This window comes from Rhodococcus opacus B4, assembly GCF_000010805.1.
Classification (GTDB): Bacteria; Actinomycetota; Actinomycetes; order Mycobacteriales; family Mycobacteriaceae; genus Rhodococcus_F; species Rhodococcus_F opacus_C.
The window spans coordinates 317,601-331,513 of sequence record NC_012522.1 but is presented as its reverse complement, the minus strand read 5'-3'; the positions used below and the strand labels follow the sequence as shown (position 1 = coordinate 331,513).

General features: G+C 68.0%; 12 protein-coding genes and 2 pseudogenes. 9 read left to right on the top strand and 5 right to left on the bottom strand.

What is annotated here, in order from left to right; all coding sequences use genetic code 11:
* Positions 1–76: 76 nt before the first annotated feature.
* Entirely contained in the window at positions 77–703 is a 627-nt protein-coding gene (locus tag ROP_RS01445) for a hypothetical protein (RefSeq protein WP_012687566.1), read from the top strand.
* Between the two features lie 23 nt (positions 704–726).
* Here the strand turns inward: ROP_RS01445 and ROP_RS01440 are convergent, their stop codons facing one another.
* The 3 genes from ROP_RS01440 to ROP_RS01430 are packed head-to-tail and all read right to left on the bottom strand — an operon-like array spanning position 727 to position 4,525.
* On the bottom strand, positions 727–1,830 hold the full coding sequence (locus ROP_RS01440; RefSeq protein ID WP_012687565.1) for an ABC transporter ATP-binding protein: 1,104 nt from the start codon (positions 1,828–1,830) through the stop codon (positions 727–729).
* Between the two features lie 27 nt (positions 1,831–1,857).
* A complete protein-coding gene (locus ROP_RS01435; protein ID WP_012687564.1) occupies positions 1,858–3,525 on the bottom strand; it encodes an ABC transporter permease in 1,668 nt (555 codons plus the stop codon).
* The gene (locus tag ROP_RS01430; RefSeq protein ID WP_012687563.1) at positions 3,509–4,525 is read right to left on the bottom strand and encodes an ABC transporter substrate-binding protein; all 1,017 of its coding nucleotides are present in this window, start codon (positions 4,523–4,525) and stop codon (positions 3,509–3,511) included. Before ROP_RS01430 ends, ROP_RS01435 begins: the two co-directional genes overlap by 17 nt.
* Before the next feature lie 633 nt (positions 4,526–5,158).
* Here ROP_RS01430 and ROP_RS01425 point away from each other — a divergent pair.
* The 3 genes from ROP_RS01425 (at position 5,159) to ROP_RS01415 (ending at position 7,155) form a co-directional block, all read left to right on the top strand.
* Positions 5,159–5,833, top strand: a complete 675-nt coding sequence (locus ROP_RS01425; protein ID WP_043824023.1) for a transglycosylase family protein — start codon at positions 5,159–5,161, stop codon at positions 5,831–5,833.
* A gap of 67 nt (positions 5,834–5,900) precedes the next feature.
* Complete coding sequence (locus tag ROP_RS01420) at positions 5,901–6,188, top strand: hypothetical protein (RefSeq protein ID WP_012687561.1); 288 nt, start codon at positions 5,901–5,903, stop codon at positions 6,186–6,188.
* A 130-nt stretch (positions 6,189–6,318) separates the two neighbouring features.
* Positions 6,319–7,155, top strand: a complete 837-nt coding sequence (locus ROP_RS01415; RefSeq protein ID WP_012687560.1) for an HpcH/HpaI aldolase/citrate lyase family protein — start codon at positions 6,319–6,321, stop codon at positions 7,153–7,155.
* Here ROP_RS01415 and ROP_RS45035 read toward each other — a convergent pair.
* Positions 7,152–8,424: pseudogene (locus ROP_RS45035) on the bottom strand (MFS transporter); the annotation flags it as partial. The gene ROP_RS01415 and the pseudogene ROP_RS45035 sit on opposite strands and share 4 nt — an antisense overlap.
* Before the next feature lie 36 nt (positions 8,425–8,460).
* Between ROP_RS45035 and soxR the strand changes: the two are divergent.
* The 5 genes and pseudogenes from soxR (at position 8,461) to ROP_RS01380 (ending at position 12,883) form a co-directional block, all read left to right on the top strand.
* Positions 8,461–8,806 (top strand): annotated as a pseudogene (soxR, locus tag ROP_RS43920) (redox-sensitive transcriptional activator SoxR).
* Between the two features lie 209 nt (positions 8,807–9,015).
* Complete coding sequence (locus ROP_RS01400; RefSeq protein ID WP_012687556.1) at positions 9,016–10,155, top strand: RNA-guided endonuclease TnpB family protein; 1,140 nt, start codon at positions 9,016–9,018, stop codon at positions 10,153–10,155.
* 224 nt (positions 10,156–10,379) lie between these two features.
* A protein-coding gene (locus ROP_RS40905; RefSeq protein WP_193384848.1) for an IS5 family transposase occupies positions 10,380–11,188 on the top strand; the annotation gives its coding sequence in 2 pieces (ribosomal slippage) (positions 10,380–10,722 and positions 10,722–11,188; 810 coding nt in all).
* 443 nt (positions 11,189–11,631) lie between these two features.
* Positions 11,632–11,985 carry a hypothetical protein gene (locus tag ROP_RS45030; RefSeq protein ID WP_012687553.1) on the top strand — a complete coding sequence of 118 codons (354 nt, stop codon included), beginning with the start codon at positions 11,632–11,634 and terminating at the stop codon, positions 11,983–11,985.
* Between the two features lie 70 nt (positions 11,986–12,055).
* Positions 12,056–12,883, top strand: coding sequence for an alpha/beta fold hydrolase (locus tag ROP_RS01380; protein WP_012687552.1), 828 nt, complete (start codon positions 12,056–12,058; stop codon positions 12,881–12,883).
* Here ROP_RS01380 and bla read toward each other — a convergent pair.
* Positions 12,858–13,811, bottom strand: coding sequence for a class A beta-lactamase (gene bla, locus ROP_RS01375; protein ID WP_012687551.1), 954 nt, complete (start codon positions 13,809–13,811; stop codon positions 12,858–12,860). The genes ROP_RS01380 and bla overlap by 26 nt on opposite strands.
* Positions 13,812–13,913: the final 102 nt, after the last annotated feature.

Sequence of the window (13,913 nt, the reverse complement as noted above, 5' to 3'; positions counted from 1 at the left end):
GAAAAAGTCCGACCGGAAGGTTTCGTACCGTCCGATCGTGATTGCGGTGCGGCGGCGGCTTTGGAAACCTCGGAGTATGGGAGGCATCGGGCAGCAGGCCGCCGCCGTCACCAGCCTGGCCTTCGTGGTTGCCGGCCTCGCCGTCGTCGCGGGTCGCCGGCGTGACGCGCCGACCGTCACCTACGGCTTGCTCGTCGTCGCGGTCGGTGTCGGGTCGCTGATCCAGCACGGGCCCGACCCGCCGTGGCAGGGCTACGCGCACGACATCCCGATCGCGACGGTGCTCGCCTACATCGCCGTCGACGCCGCATCCGATCGGTTCGGCCGCCGGATGTCGCCGGGGTGGTGGCTCGTAGTTCCGCTCCTGATGATTCCTGTCGTGGCCGCCGGCCCGACGGCGTCGACGATCGTGCAGGCACTGCTCGCCGCCGTCGCGGTCGGACTCTGCCTGGAACGCGCCCGCGTGCGACCGGAGTTGCGGCGCACGACGATCGTCGCGGCAGTGCTTGTCGCGTCCGGCGCGCTGCTCGGCGCCGTGGGCGACCGGACATCGATCTGCCGCCCGGATTGTCTCCTGCCCGGCCACGCACTGTGGCACGTGCTCGCCGCCGCCGGATTGTGGCGGCTCGCACCCACGATCGGTCGTCCGAGGGCACGGCAGCGAGACGGCGGGACTCGCAGTCCGGGAGAGACGGGGAGGTGACGCCCGGGTCCGTCGGGCTACGCTCAGCGCGGCGCGCCGGCGAGCGTCGCGGCGCCGTGAGCGGGCGGCGCGGTCTTCGACGGGGCCGGGTAGAACAGGGCTCGGCGGATCGTCAGCCCGACGCGGTCGCCGACAGCCGGCCGGGTTCCGCGGACCGCGCACCGGAATTTCGCCCCGCGGCAGGACACCACGACGTCGCTTGCGTCGCGCCCGAACAGTGACGACATCACGATCCCCCGGGCGGTACCCGCGCTCTCCGTCGACGTGACCTCGATGTCGGAGGGCAGCACGGCGAGGATACCGGTTCCGGATGATCTGTCCGCCAGCCGGTCCCGGCTCACGTGCACGCCGCCGTCGGTGCTCGAGAAGCCATGCTCGGACACGGTGCCGGGCAGCAGACTCGCGTCCGAGAGGAACTTCGCGACGAAGGCTGAACGCGGCCGCTGCACGAGTTCCTCCGGTGTGCCGACCTGTTGAATTCGCCCGCTGTCGAGCACGACGACCCGGTCGGCGAGGGCGAGGGCCTCGGCACGATCGTGCGTGACGTGCACGACCGTCAGGTTCTGCGCGCGGGTGAGGGTGCGCAGTTCGAGACGCAACCGATCGCGCAGCGGTTCGTCCAGTGCGGACAGTGCCTCGTCGAGCAGCAGCGCGCGGGGTTGCGCCACCAGCGCCCGGGCGAGAGCGACGCGCTGGCGCTGCCCACCGGACAGCGTCGCCGGATCACGTTTGGCCAACCCGGGTAGCCCCACCAGGTCGAGCACGTCGGCGACCCGCTCGGCGCGGCGGGCGCGCGGCACCTTGGCGACCTCGAGGGGATAGGCGACGTTGCGCCCGACGCTGCGGTGCGGCCAGATCGCATGCTGCTGGAACACCATTCCCAGTCCGCGCTTGTCGGGCGGCACGGCACGGGTGCCGTCGGCAACGACCTCGTCACCCAGCCGCACGAGTCCCGCGGTGGGGGCGAGGAACCCGGCGACTGTGCGGAGCAGGGTGGTCTTACCGGAACCCGACGGTCCGACCAGCGCGACGAACTCGCCGTCGCGTACGTCCAGGTCGACGCCGGACAGTCCCGTGGTGCCGTCGGGGTAGTGGAGGTCGACACCGGTGAGGGTGATCGCGGACATGAAGAGGATTCCGATCTGTGGAGTGGGTCAGCGCCCGGCGCGGGTGCCGGCGAACAGGCCGAGACCGGCGATGCCGACGATCGTGACGAGCAGGGACAGGGCGGATGCGGCGTTGTAGTCGCCGGCCTGCTGCAGGTTGAAGATGGAGACCCCGAGCGTCTGGGTTCCGGGTGCGACGAGCAGCACCGACATGGTCAGCTCGCGTACCGCGGTCAACGCCACCAGCACACCGCCGGTCGCCGCGGCGGGCACCGTCATCGCCACCGGCACGTCCCGCAATGTCCGCAGGCGCGACGCGCCGGATGCGCGTGCTGCCTCCTCCAGCGACGCGGGGGTGGTGGACAACGGCGCACGCACCGCCTGCACGACGATCGCCAGGAACGCGGTGACGTAGGCGCACAGGATCACCCAACGGGTGTCGAACAGACCCGTATAGCGGCCGACGATCAGCCAGCCCACCGCGATGACCAGCCCGGGTACGGCCTGCGGCAGCATCGCCAGCAGATCGAGGCTCGCGTTGTCCCGCGACCGGGTGCGGGTGGTGAGCACCCCGAGCACGAGGCCCGCGACAGCGCACACGATTCCCGCGCCGACGGCGAGCAGGAGCGAGTTCTGCACGCCGACTACGGTGCCCGGTGCGGTCACGGCTGCCGCGATGCTTTCGAGCGTCAGGTTGTCCCAGGCCAGCGGGACGCCCGGGGCGGGCAGCAGCGCCTGGGAGGCGAGCGCGAAGATCGGAAGCCCCGTCAGCGCGAGACCGACGGTCCAGGCGAGCGTGCCGACCGGGATGCGGCCACCGCCGAGCGGCAACGGCTGCGGGGCGGTGACCGGACCGTCGAGTTGCCTGCTGCGCCGCGACAGTCGCCGATCGACGAACACCGCGAGGACGGCGAGCAACAGCAGCACGACCCCGATGGTGGAGACCACTTCGAGCGGCCGGTCCACCGTGCCGGACTGGATGTAGCGGTACACCATCGTCGACAACGTGACGTAACGCTCCGGCAGGCCGATCAGTGCGGGAATCCCGAAGTCGGCCAGATTCGACACCGCGGTGAGGGTGAACGCGGCGAGCAGTGCGGGACGCAACAGCGGCAGCGTCACGGTGCGCATCGCGCGCCACGGGGAGGCGCCCCCGATCCGAGCGATCTGCTCGAGGTCACCCGGCACCTTCCGCAGCGCCGCCGCGATGATCAGGTACGCCAGCGGGTACGAATGCACCGTGAGCAGGAAGACGACGCCGTCACCGCCGTAGATGTTCCACAGCGGACCACCGAACCGCTCCGCCCAGAATCGGTTCACGAGGCCGCTCGGGCCGAGAAGTCCGGTCCACGCGATAGCCCCGACGAACGGTGGGATCAGCAACGGCGACAACAGGATCAGGCGCAGAATGCCGCGGCCGGGCAGATCCGTGCGGTCGAGCAGTAACGCCATCACGGTAGCGAGGGCGACCGCGAACACCGCCGACAGGCCGGCCGAGACCGCGCTGTGGGTCGCGGCGCCTGCGATGCCGCCGTCGATCAGTTGCGCAATGTGGTTGCCGCCGAACCCGAGTGACACGACGGTGGCGAGCGGCGCGACTATCACCGCGGCGGCGAACAACCACAGCGCCACCCGCACGGCACCGACGGGATCGAACCGCTGCCCGGGCAGGGCCCGGGCAGCGTTGGAGGAAACGGTCCTAACCGACGAGACCATTGAACTTCCGGACCGCGTCGTCCTGGATCTTCGTGATCTCCTGCAGATCCGGGGTGAGCAACGCCAGGTCGGACAGTGCCGGTGCCCCGTCCGGGGTACCGACGTCGCCGCGCACCGGCAGGTACTGCTGCTCGACGGCGAGTTCCTGCCCCTGCTTGCTCACGAGGAAGTCGACGAACTTGCGGGCAGCCTCGGCATCGTCCGAATCGGTGAAGATGCCGGCCGGCTGCGAGATGTACGGAATGCCGTCCGTGGGATACGTGAGCGCGATCGGCGATCCCTTCGCCGCCAGTTCCCGCACCAGGTAGTCGACGACGATGCCCACCGGCTGCGTTCCGGCCGCGACGGCCTGCCCGACCGGTCCGTTGCTCTCGGCGACCACCGGATCGTTGGCGGCCAGGGCCTCGAGCCAGCCCTCGCCGAGTTCGGGCGTGCTGAGCCACACCGCGGTGTTGAAGGCGGCGGCACCGGACACGTCCGGATTCGGCAGCGTGATCTTGCCGCGGTACTTCGGGTCGGCCAGATCCTTCCACGCCGTGGGAGGCGCGTCGACTGCCGCGGTGTTGTAGGCGATCACGGTCGGGATGATGCGGGTGCCGACGTAGTAGCCGTCGGGATCGACGACGTCCGGGTTCAGTGCGTTCACGTCGGCGGGGGTGTATTGCTGCAGCATCCCCGCGGTCTTGTAGCCCTCGAAGGTCGGGGCGTCGGCCGCGAGCAGCACGTCGGCGCCGATCGTGCCGGTGGTGCGTTCGGCCTCGATGCGGGCGGTCAAGTCGCCGGTGCCGGCGCGGAACACCTCGACGTCGATACCCGTCTCTGCGGTGAATGCGGCGACGAGCGCGTCGATCTTGGCCTGCGGTTCGGAGGTGTACACCGTCAGCGTTCCGGCGCCGGCCTGTTCGGAATCGGCTGCGGCGGGCTCGGAGCACGCGGCGAGGGCGAGCACGGCGACCGTGCCGAGCGCGGCGGCCGAAACGAGGCGGGACAGGGGCGTCACGAATTCTCCTGAGGGAAGGGGGGTGCGGGGATGAAGAGTCGGGTCCGGGTGCGGCGGCGTGTTCCGTCGGCGACATCGTGTGTGGCGGGTTTGAACGGGTGGGACCGCGAACCGAAACAACCGGTGGCTGGAACGCGAACAGTCGTGCATGTTCCGGACGCCACAGTCGTTCGTGTGCAAGGGGTCCATTGTCGCACGGGCCAGTTCGAGCCGAAGATGTTGGAATCCGCGGAAACCCGGTCGCCGGCACCCACGCATCACTGTCGCCGTCGATCACTCGACCTCGCCCGCCGGCGGAAGGGAGCGTCCGTTCGCCGCACCGTCATCGAGCATTTGCATGCTCGCTCAACAGGTGTCGAATTTGTCACGACATGGCCTCGAAATGGTATCGAAACCTCAGAACTGCACAATTTTCACTCGCGTTTCTCAATAGTCGAACATCCGTACCTTGTTCATGCCGTGTGAATTTCGGGAGGAGGCCACGTTCGGGGGCCCGCCGCTGCAAATCTGCCGACGCGGGTTCGTGATCCCGACACCTTCGAGGCGCGGGACGAGGCACCCAAAGGGTTGGCCGGCAATCGACGAGTCGTCGCCGGCATGCCGCGTCCGCAAGCGCGGAGAGGATTGAGCCAGATGACCACTCGCAACATGGAGAAACGCACCTTCGGCTGGATCGCCCTGATCGGCGCGGCCGCCACCGTTCTACTGGGGCTGGGCGCGGGAACCGCACTCGGCGCGCCGCACGACTGGGACGAAGTCGCGGAGTGTGAAAGCGGCGGCGACTGGACCACCGACACCGGAAACGGGTTCTATGGCGGTCTGCAGTTCACGCCGGAGACCTGGAAGGCGAACGGCGGGAAGGGTGACCCCTCGGAAGCCAGTGAGGCCGAGCAGATCCGGGTCGCCGAAAACGTCCTGAAGACTCAAGGCCCCGGCGCATGGCCGGTGTGCGGCCAATATCTGAAGAAGGGCGGCACAGCGCCCGTCGAGGTACCCCCCGTCACCCCGGCACCTGCACCGGACGTCGTGGAGACGCCGGAGGTCGTGGAGACGCCGGATGCTGTCGAGACACCGGAGGTCGTGGAGACGCCGGATGCTGTCGAGACACCGGATGTCGTGGAGACGCCCGATCTCGCGGAGGCTCCCGACGCTGTCGAGACGCCCGCGCCGGTCGAAACGCCCACGACAGCCGAGGATCCCGCCACGGTGAAGGCGGCCGCCCAGGAGGCCCTGGACAGCGCTCGCGCGCTCGCCGCGCAGAACGGGTCGAGCGAGGTGTTCGAGGAGAGGGCCGCGGCACCGCGGTAACGTCCGACGCTTCTTGTGCGAACTAACCACACAGAACTGTCGTGTCGTCGCCTACGAAGGAGCTCTCGTGCAGAAGAAGTCCGCCCGGCGTGCCGCAGCATTGGCCGGGATACTGTCCGCACCCCTCGTTCTCGGAGCCACCGTCGGCGCCGGTACCGCAAGTGCCGATCCGTGGCACGTCGGACCCGTCTACCGTGCCGAGACGTCGGGCGAAGGCGCGGAGTACTTCTGCGGGAAGGCCGCGGCGCTCGAACAGACGTCGGGCGTCGTGATCGTGCCGTGCACGTTCGATTCGGCCACCGCCGTCTGGTACCGCGTCGTCTTCAACCCGGCCTCCTGGGGCTTCGACTTCTGAGGCGGACCGCACGGGGCGGCGCCGCACCTGACGAAGCGGTGCCCGGACACGTCCGCCGCACTCCGCTTCGGCGAGTGCGCCGTCCGGCGGTGACGCGCAGACTCCTCGGTATGGCCGAGGAGAGAACAGCATGAGCATCGTGACAGCGCAGCGCAGCGAGATCGTCGTCGCGATGGCGAGAAGCTGGCTTCTGGTCCCCGCGGTCGGGAACGAGGTTCTCGCCGCGGCGGCGGCCTCCGGCGCCGATGCGCTGGTCATCGACCTCGAGGACGGCCTGCCGTTCGCCGCGAAGGACGACGGTCGCGGTTGCGCCGCGGGGTGGCTCGAACGGAATCCGGGCTGGGTGCGGATCAACGACGCAACCACCCCGCACTGGCAGCGCGACCTCGACGCGATCCGCGGCCTGCCCGGGCTGCGCGGGCTGATGCTCTCGAAAACCGAAGCGCCCGAGCAGGTGCGGGACTCGGCCGCCGACATCCCAGGTGTCCCGGTGGTTGCTCTCATCGAATCGGCCGAGGCCGTCGTGGCCGTGGACGACATCGCTCGCACCGCTCCCGTCGCGAGGCTCGCGTTCGGGATCGGCGACTATTGCCGCGACACCGGCGCCGGACGAACCCCGATGGCGTTGGCATACGCCCGGTCCCGGCTCGTCAATGCCAGCCGGGCGGCCCGGATCGCGGCCCCGATCGACGGGCCGACGCTGGCGCACGGCGCCGAGAGCGTGCGGGACGACGCTCGGCTTGCCCGCGAGATGGGGATGACCGGGAAGCTGACCCTGGCGAACGAGCAGGTACCCGTGATCAACACCGCGTTGGCACCCGACTCGGACGACATCTCCTGGGCCGAGTCGACGATCGAGCGACTGGGGTCGGACGGTAGCCGCGTCACGCACGGCGGGCATCCGCCGCAGCTCGCCCGTGCCCACGACATTCTCCGTCGCGCGGACCACTTCGCGTCGCGGGCCTAGCGCCGACCGGCGGGCTCCCGGGTCGCGCGATACGCGGTGAACACGCCGACCGTTGCGATGACGCCGAGACCGAGGAAGAGCAGTCTCGCGGAGGCGAGGGTCGAGGGTGCGCCGAGATTGACCAGCACACCGGCGACCGCGGACCCGACAGCCATCGCGATCAACTCGACCGTGTTGAGCCCGGCCGCCGCCTTGGCGCCCTCCTGCGCGTCGTCGGTGCTCTGCATGGCGGCGACCATCAGGTGCGGGAAGGCGAGTCCGATGCCCGCACCTGCGGCGGCCAGCACGCCGGCCCACAGAATCACCACGGCGAGTCCGGCGTCGTCGCGCCAGAGCGCCGCCGTGAGGAGCAAGCCGGCGGCGAGGACGAGCGGTCCGGTGAGCATGGCCGCCGTCTTTGCCCGCGGTCGGGAGATGTCGGAACTGAAGATCATGGTCACCGACCAGCCGACCGACATCATGGCGCCGAGGAACCCCGCGGCGAACGGCGCCAATCCGGCGAGCCGTTGACCGAACAGCGGTGTGAAGGCCTCGGACACGGTTCCGGACGCGAGGACCGCGATGGTGAGGTAGATCCACTTCAGGGACGACCCCCGGCGGTACGTCGACCGCGGCAGCACCCGGCGCGGTGATCGCCGCTCCCAGGCCAGGAACAGAACGACGAAGACGACTCCCACTGCGATCAGGATCAGCATGTGGGTGCGGTTGCCGAGGATCCCCGCCACACTGATCGCGATCGTCGCCAGGGTGAGCAGAGCGAGTGACGTGGCCGGGACGGGTTCGCCCCCCGCGCACACGCCCAGTGCGCGGCAACGCGCGGGGCGCGATCACCGCAATGGCGGCGGCGACCACCGCCAGCGCGACGAACGCGAGTCGCCACTGGCCGAGTTGGGCGAACAGGCCGCCGATCGCCGGTCCGGCGAGAGTTCCCACGCCCCACATCGCCGAGACCAATGCGGTCGCCCGAGCCCACAGGTGTTCCGGCAGCGCTTCACGCAGTACGGCGTAATTCAGGCCGGCGAGCAGGCCCCCGCCGAGTCCCTGAACAGCACGTCCGACGAGGAGGACCTCCATCGACGGGCCGATCGCGCAGATCATCGCGCCGGCGAAGAACGGCGCCAGGGCGAACAGCTACGCGCCGAGCGCCCCGCGGTGCGCGAGGAGACGGCTCACGGTCATCGACGAGATCACCGACGCCACAATGAAGACGGTCGCGCTCCACGCGTACAGCGATTCGCGACCGAGTTCGCCGATGGCGTTGGGCAGCAGTCTGTCTCGGCGCTTCACTATTACGAGCAGCTCGGGCTGATCTCGTCGACGCGGAGGTCCGGGAATCAACGCCGGTACGAATGCCACATGCTCCGGCGGATCTCGCTGATCGTGGTCGCCAAACGGCTCGGCATACCCCTGGCCGACGTCGGAATTGTGTTCGAGACACTCCCGGCCGACCGGATGCCGTCGATCCGCGACTGGCAGCGCGTGTCGAAGCTGTGGCGAGTGCAGCTCGAAGATCAGCGCAAGCGAATCGATCGGCTCGAACACGAACTCACCGGATGCATCGGGTGAGGGTGCCTGTCGATGAAGGCGTGCTTTCTGCTCAACCCCGAAGACCAACTCGCCCGTAAAAGGTCCGGGTCCGAACCGGCTCTGAACGTTTTCAGGCTCAGCCCGGACTCTTGCGCGTAAGCAGGGCATGAACCCGCTGGGTTGAACGCTCCGACGAGCATTGGCGGACGGGGGAAGTGACGCGAAGCCCGCATGAGCGTCCTTGATCCGTGAGTCTTTCGGCGCAATCCCGGTCCTTGTGGTCCGGGATGGTCGATCGGGTGTTGTCGGACCGTGGGGTTAGTGTCTTCGGTCATGGCGGGGAAGGTGGTGAAGCGGGCGTTCAAGTACCGTTTCTATCCGACTGAGGTGCGGGCGGATCAGCTAGCTCGAACTTTCGGCTGCACTCGATATGTCTACAATCGGGCGTTGGCGGAACGCTCGCGTGCCTGGTCGAAGGAGGGACGGCGGGTGAGCTACGCGGACAACTCGACGATGCTCACCCGACGGAAGCGGGAGGCGGAGACCGCGTGGTTGGCGGAGCCGTCGAAGGGACCGTTGCAGGAGTCGCTGCGACAGTTGCAGGGCGCGTTCGACAAGTTCTGGCGCATACAGGCCCGCTACCCGCAATTCAAGAGGAAGGGGCGGTCGAAGGATTCGGCGACCTACTTCTCGAACTGCCTCACCTTCCGCGGCGGGCAGATCCGGTTGGCGAAGCAGTCCGAACCGCTGGACATTCGGTGGTCGAGGCCGCTGCCGGAGGGGGCGACACCGTCGCAGGTGACGGTGTCCCGTAACGCTCGCGGCGAGTATCACATCTCGATCCTCGTCGAGGACACGATTCCCGAACTCGATCGGACTGATCGGGTGGTCGGGCTCGACGCCGGGATCACGAGCCTCTACACCCTGTCGACGGGGGAGAAGATTCCCAACCCGCGTCACGAGCGCAGGGACCGTGAGCGGTTGGCGAAGGCGCAGCGGGTGCTCGCCAGGAAGCAGAAGGGATCCCGTAACCGGGCCAAGGCCCGGCTGAAGGTCGCGAAGATTCATGGTCGGATCGCGGATCGGCGCCGCGATTATCTGCACACACTTTCCACTCGGCTGGTGCGCGAAAATCAAGTGATCGCCATCGAGGATCTGAGTGTGCGGAACATGGTGAAGAATCGGTCGTTGTCTCGGGCGATCTCGGATGCGGGGTGGTCCGAGTTCCGGTCGATGCTCGAGTACAAGGCCGACTGGTACGGGCGGGTGGTGGCGATCGACCGGTTTCATCCGTCGTCGAAGACCTGCTCGGTGTGCGGGGAGGTCGTCTCGGCGATGCCGCTGAAGGTGCGGGAGTGGACGTGCCGGTGCGGCGTCGTCCATGACCGCGATGTGAATGCGGCGAGGAATATTTTGGCCGTCGGACTGGCGGTGGCAGCCTGCGGAGATGGTGTGAGACCGCCCCGCACCTAAGGTGTGGGGAGGCAACTGTCGGTGAAACAGGAACCTCGAGACGCGAGTCCCGGGGGGGAATCTCGGTCGTTCACGGCCGAGAGGACGTCAATTCGTATCCGATCGGTGTGCACCTGACCGGAGTGCAGATTCTGGAAAGGAAAGGCAATCGCATTATCACCAGTACAGACTATTAAGAGGGTGTCTCATGTGGATGAAGTGACCTGTGGGACATAATGTGACGCGTGGTAGATGAGTTGTCACTGAGGTTGGTTCCGGATGCGTTGTGGGAGATAGTCGAACCGTTGATTCCTCCTTTTGTCGCCCGGCCGCAGGGAGGTGGCAGTGCGCCGGCCGATGACCGGGCGGTGTTCACCGCGATCGTGTACGTGCTCACCAGCGGATGTGCGTGGCGGCACCTGCCGCCCTCGTTCGGGGTAACCGTGCCGACCGCGCATCGACGGTTCAGTGCCTGGGTGCGGGATGGGGTGTTCGAGAAACTCCATCGCGAGGTGCTCGATCGACTCGGTAGCGCGGGCGAACTCGACTGGACGGCAGCGATCCTGGACGCGGCAAGCGTGCGGGCGAAAAGGGGGGCTCACTGACGGGTCCCAGCCCGGTCGACCGCGGTAAGAAGGGCTCGAAGATCCACGTCCTGTCCGAAACGAATGGAATCCCACTGGTCGTGGGCGTGACCGGGGCGAACACCCATGACAGCACGATGCTGCAACCATTGGTGGCAGCGATTCCGGGCGTGAAGTCTCGGCGCGGACCACGCCGACGCAAGCCGCGAAAGCTTCGCGCCGACAAGGGCTACGACTACGACATTCACCGACGGTGGCTGCGCGAACGAGGCATCGTCCCGCGGATCGCCCGCCGCGGCATCGAGCGAAACGATCGCCTCGGCCGGTACCGATGGAAGATCGAACGCACCATCGCCTGGCTCACCGGCTACCGGCGCATGACCATCCGCTACGAGCGCCACGGCGAACACTTCGCCGGCTTCCTTCACCTCGCCGCCGCACTCACCTGCTTCAAGAAGCTCCCCACATGAGACACGCTCTAAGACAGTTGTGCCCTTCATCGCCAGCTGAGCAAGCCGTAGGTCAGGTGCCGCGCCCCGATCTGAGCAGGGCCGACCTTCGGAGTAGTCTGCCCTGAACCATCAACGTGACTTCAGCCCTTCCTCTTTCGGATGATTTCCGTCGAAGCCTGGGCTTTCGCCCGCTTCTCCGCCCGGCGCTCTTTCAGGGCGCGTGCGGACTGTTTCGAACTCTTGGCGGCGGATCTGTCAGCCATTGTCGCTCCATCTTCGAGAGTGGCAACCACGAACTGATCCCGACCATACCCACGAAAACGGATAAGTCCACTTCGGTATCGACGGGGTGGCATTTCGTGAGATCCCAAGAACCGCAGTAATGCTCACGAACTTGCTTATTCCCTGCCGATGGCTATGGTGCATGCAGGCATCAACGCCATCTACCGGAGGACTGAAATGTGAATGCAGCTACCGATCGTCAATGGGCGGTTCGTGACGCTGTTCTGCGTTGGCTTCTCGCGAAGGTCACGGAAGGATATCGGAGTCCGATTCTGGACGCCGACGCCATCGGTGAGACCGTCGGCTGGGCGCCGTCGCCCTTGACCCGCGACGAAGTGGCCGATGCGTCGAATTACCTCTACCGAGAGGGACATGTGACAGGCGTGCCGGTGATGGGCATCGGAATTCCGCGTCCGATGCTGACCGTGGCCGGACGGCGCGTCGCGAAGGCGGGAAGGTCTCTGCGCCCGGCGAATTGCCGTCATGAGGTCGACGGGGGCCATTCGGTCCTGGAAACCGGCCTCCTTCAGTAACCGCAGGTGAGTGGCACGGTGTGCATCAGCACACCGTGCCACTCACCTGCGGAGATGGCACACTTCGGGTGTGGAGCTTTCGCGGACCTTCGAATGGCGCGGCAGGTCGGTGGCGTGGGACAGGTTCGGGAACGGCCCCGCGGTGGTGATGTGCCACGGGACGCCGTGGTCTTCGCAGCTGTGGTGGCCGTTCGCGCATGCACTCGCCGCCGAGTTCTCGGTCTACCTGTGGGACATGCCCGGGTACGGACAGTCGTCGAAAGACGGCGCCCACGACGTCGACCTCGGCGTCCAGGGCGAACTGCTCGCCGACCTCCTCCGGCATTGGAACCTCGACGCACCCCATGTCGTCGCGCACGACTACGGGGGCGCGGTCTCGCTCCGCGCCCATCTCGTGCACGACGCGCGGTATGCCTCGCTGGCCCTGGTCGACGTGGTGGCGCTGCGGCCTTGGGGATCCGACTACTTCCGGCTCGTCGCGGGCAACGCCGACGTCTTCGCGGCGCAACCGACATCCGTGCATCGTGGCGCCCTCGAGGCGTACATCGCGGGCGCGTCCCATCGCGGCCTGACTCCGGCTCAGATGGCCGTGCTGACCGCGCCGTGGCTGTCGGAGCAGGGGCAGGTCGCGTTCTACCGGCAGATCGCCCAGGCCGACGAGCGGTACACCGACGAGATCCAGGACCGGTACACGTCGATCGACCTTCCCGTCGCGGTCGTGTGGGGCAGGGACGATGCCTGGATCCCCGTCGACCGGGGCGAGGAACTGGCGCGCCTCATCCCCGGTGCGACACTCGAGGTCATCGACGGTGCCGGGCACCTGATCCAGTTCGACGCTCCCGTCGTACTGGCGGTGTCGCTGCACCGTTGGCTCACGGCGCAGTCAAACCCGCGATGACGGCGGTGGTGGTGTCGGCGATCGCCTGGCTGTTTCCCTGCGCGTCTTCCTGATTCGTGAGGCTGTCGGTGAGGACGGCGAGGACGATGGGGGAGCCGTCCGGGCTCCAGGCGACGCCGGCGTCGTTGGCGGTCCCGAAGCCGCCGCCACCGGTCTTGTCCGCGGCGGTCCATCCGGGCGGCAGCCCGGCGCGCATCCGCTTGTCCGAGGTCTTGCTCGCCCGCATCCAGTCGAGAAGCTGACCGCGGCTCGCCGCGTCGAGAGCATCGCCGAGGAGCAGCGCCCGGAAGCCATGGGCCAGGCCGGTCGGTGTCGTCGTGTCCCGGGGATCGCCGCGGAAGGCGGTGTTGAGTTCGGTCTCCCACCGGTCCAGTCGGGTGCTCGCGTCGCCGACGTCGCGGGCGAGTGCGGTGATCGCCTGCGGCCCCCCGATCTCGCGGAGCAGGTAGTTTCCGGCGGTGTTGTCGCTCTGTGTCAGCGCCGCTTCGGCGATCTGCCCCAATGTCATCGGGGTGCCCACCGCTGCGGCGGTGACCGGCGAGTTCTCGACGAGGTCGGCGGGTTCGATCATCACCGTCTTGTCGAGGGACGTCGACCCGTCCTCGATCTTGCGCAGGACCGCGGCGGACGCGTAGGCCTTGAACGTCGAGCACATGGCAAATCGTTCGTCGCCCCGGTGGCTGTAGACCGCGCCGGTCTGGGGATCGACGGCCGTCACGCCGATCCGCGTGGCGTACTGCGCCTCCAGCGCCTCGATCTTCGCGTCGAGCGACTCGTGATCTGGCGCCGTCGACTCCGAGGTCGCGGGCAGGGTTTGCTCCGCCGTGGCCGTGCACGCACCGGCCAGCAACGGCAGAGCCAGTGCGAGTGCAACGACACCGCGGCGACCGGTACGCCTGGGCTTCGGGTGATTTCGATGTGTGAGCATGGATCCCAATGTGGGGTGCCCCTGCCCATAGCGCAAAGACGACTCGGCCGCCGTGGCGAGTCGGGTGTGCTATAGCCCCAGGTCGGCGCGATGTTTTGTGGG

Excerpts from the sequence above, each read along its gene's own strand:
- ROP_RS01445 (WP_012687566.1), top strand. The coding sequence starts at position 77 with ATGGGAGGCATCGGGCAGCAGGCCGCCGCCGTCACCAGCCTGGCCTTC.
- ROP_RS01440 (WP_012687565.1), bottom strand. The coding sequence starts at position 1,830 with ATGTCCGCGATCACCCTCACCGGTGTCGACCTCCACTACCCCGACGGC.
- ROP_RS01435 (WP_012687564.1), bottom strand. The coding sequence starts at position 3,525 with ATGGTCTCGTCGGTTAGGACCGTTTCCTCCAACGCTGCCCGGGCCCTG.
- ROP_RS01425 (WP_043824023.1), top strand. The coding sequence starts at position 5,159 with ATGACCACTCGCAACATGGAGAAACGCACCTTCGGCTGGATCGCCCTG.
- ROP_RS01415 (WP_012687560.1), top strand. The coding sequence starts at position 6,319 with ATGAGCATCGTGACAGCGCAGCGCAGCGAGATCGTCGTCGCGATGGCG.
- ROP_RS01400 (WP_012687556.1), top strand. The coding sequence starts at position 9,016 with ATGGCGGGGAAGGTGGTGAAGCGGGCGTTCAAGTACCGTTTCTATCCG.
- bla (WP_012687551.1), bottom strand. The coding sequence starts at position 13,811 with ATGCTCACACATCGAAATCACCCGAAGCCCAGGCGTACCGGTCGCCGC.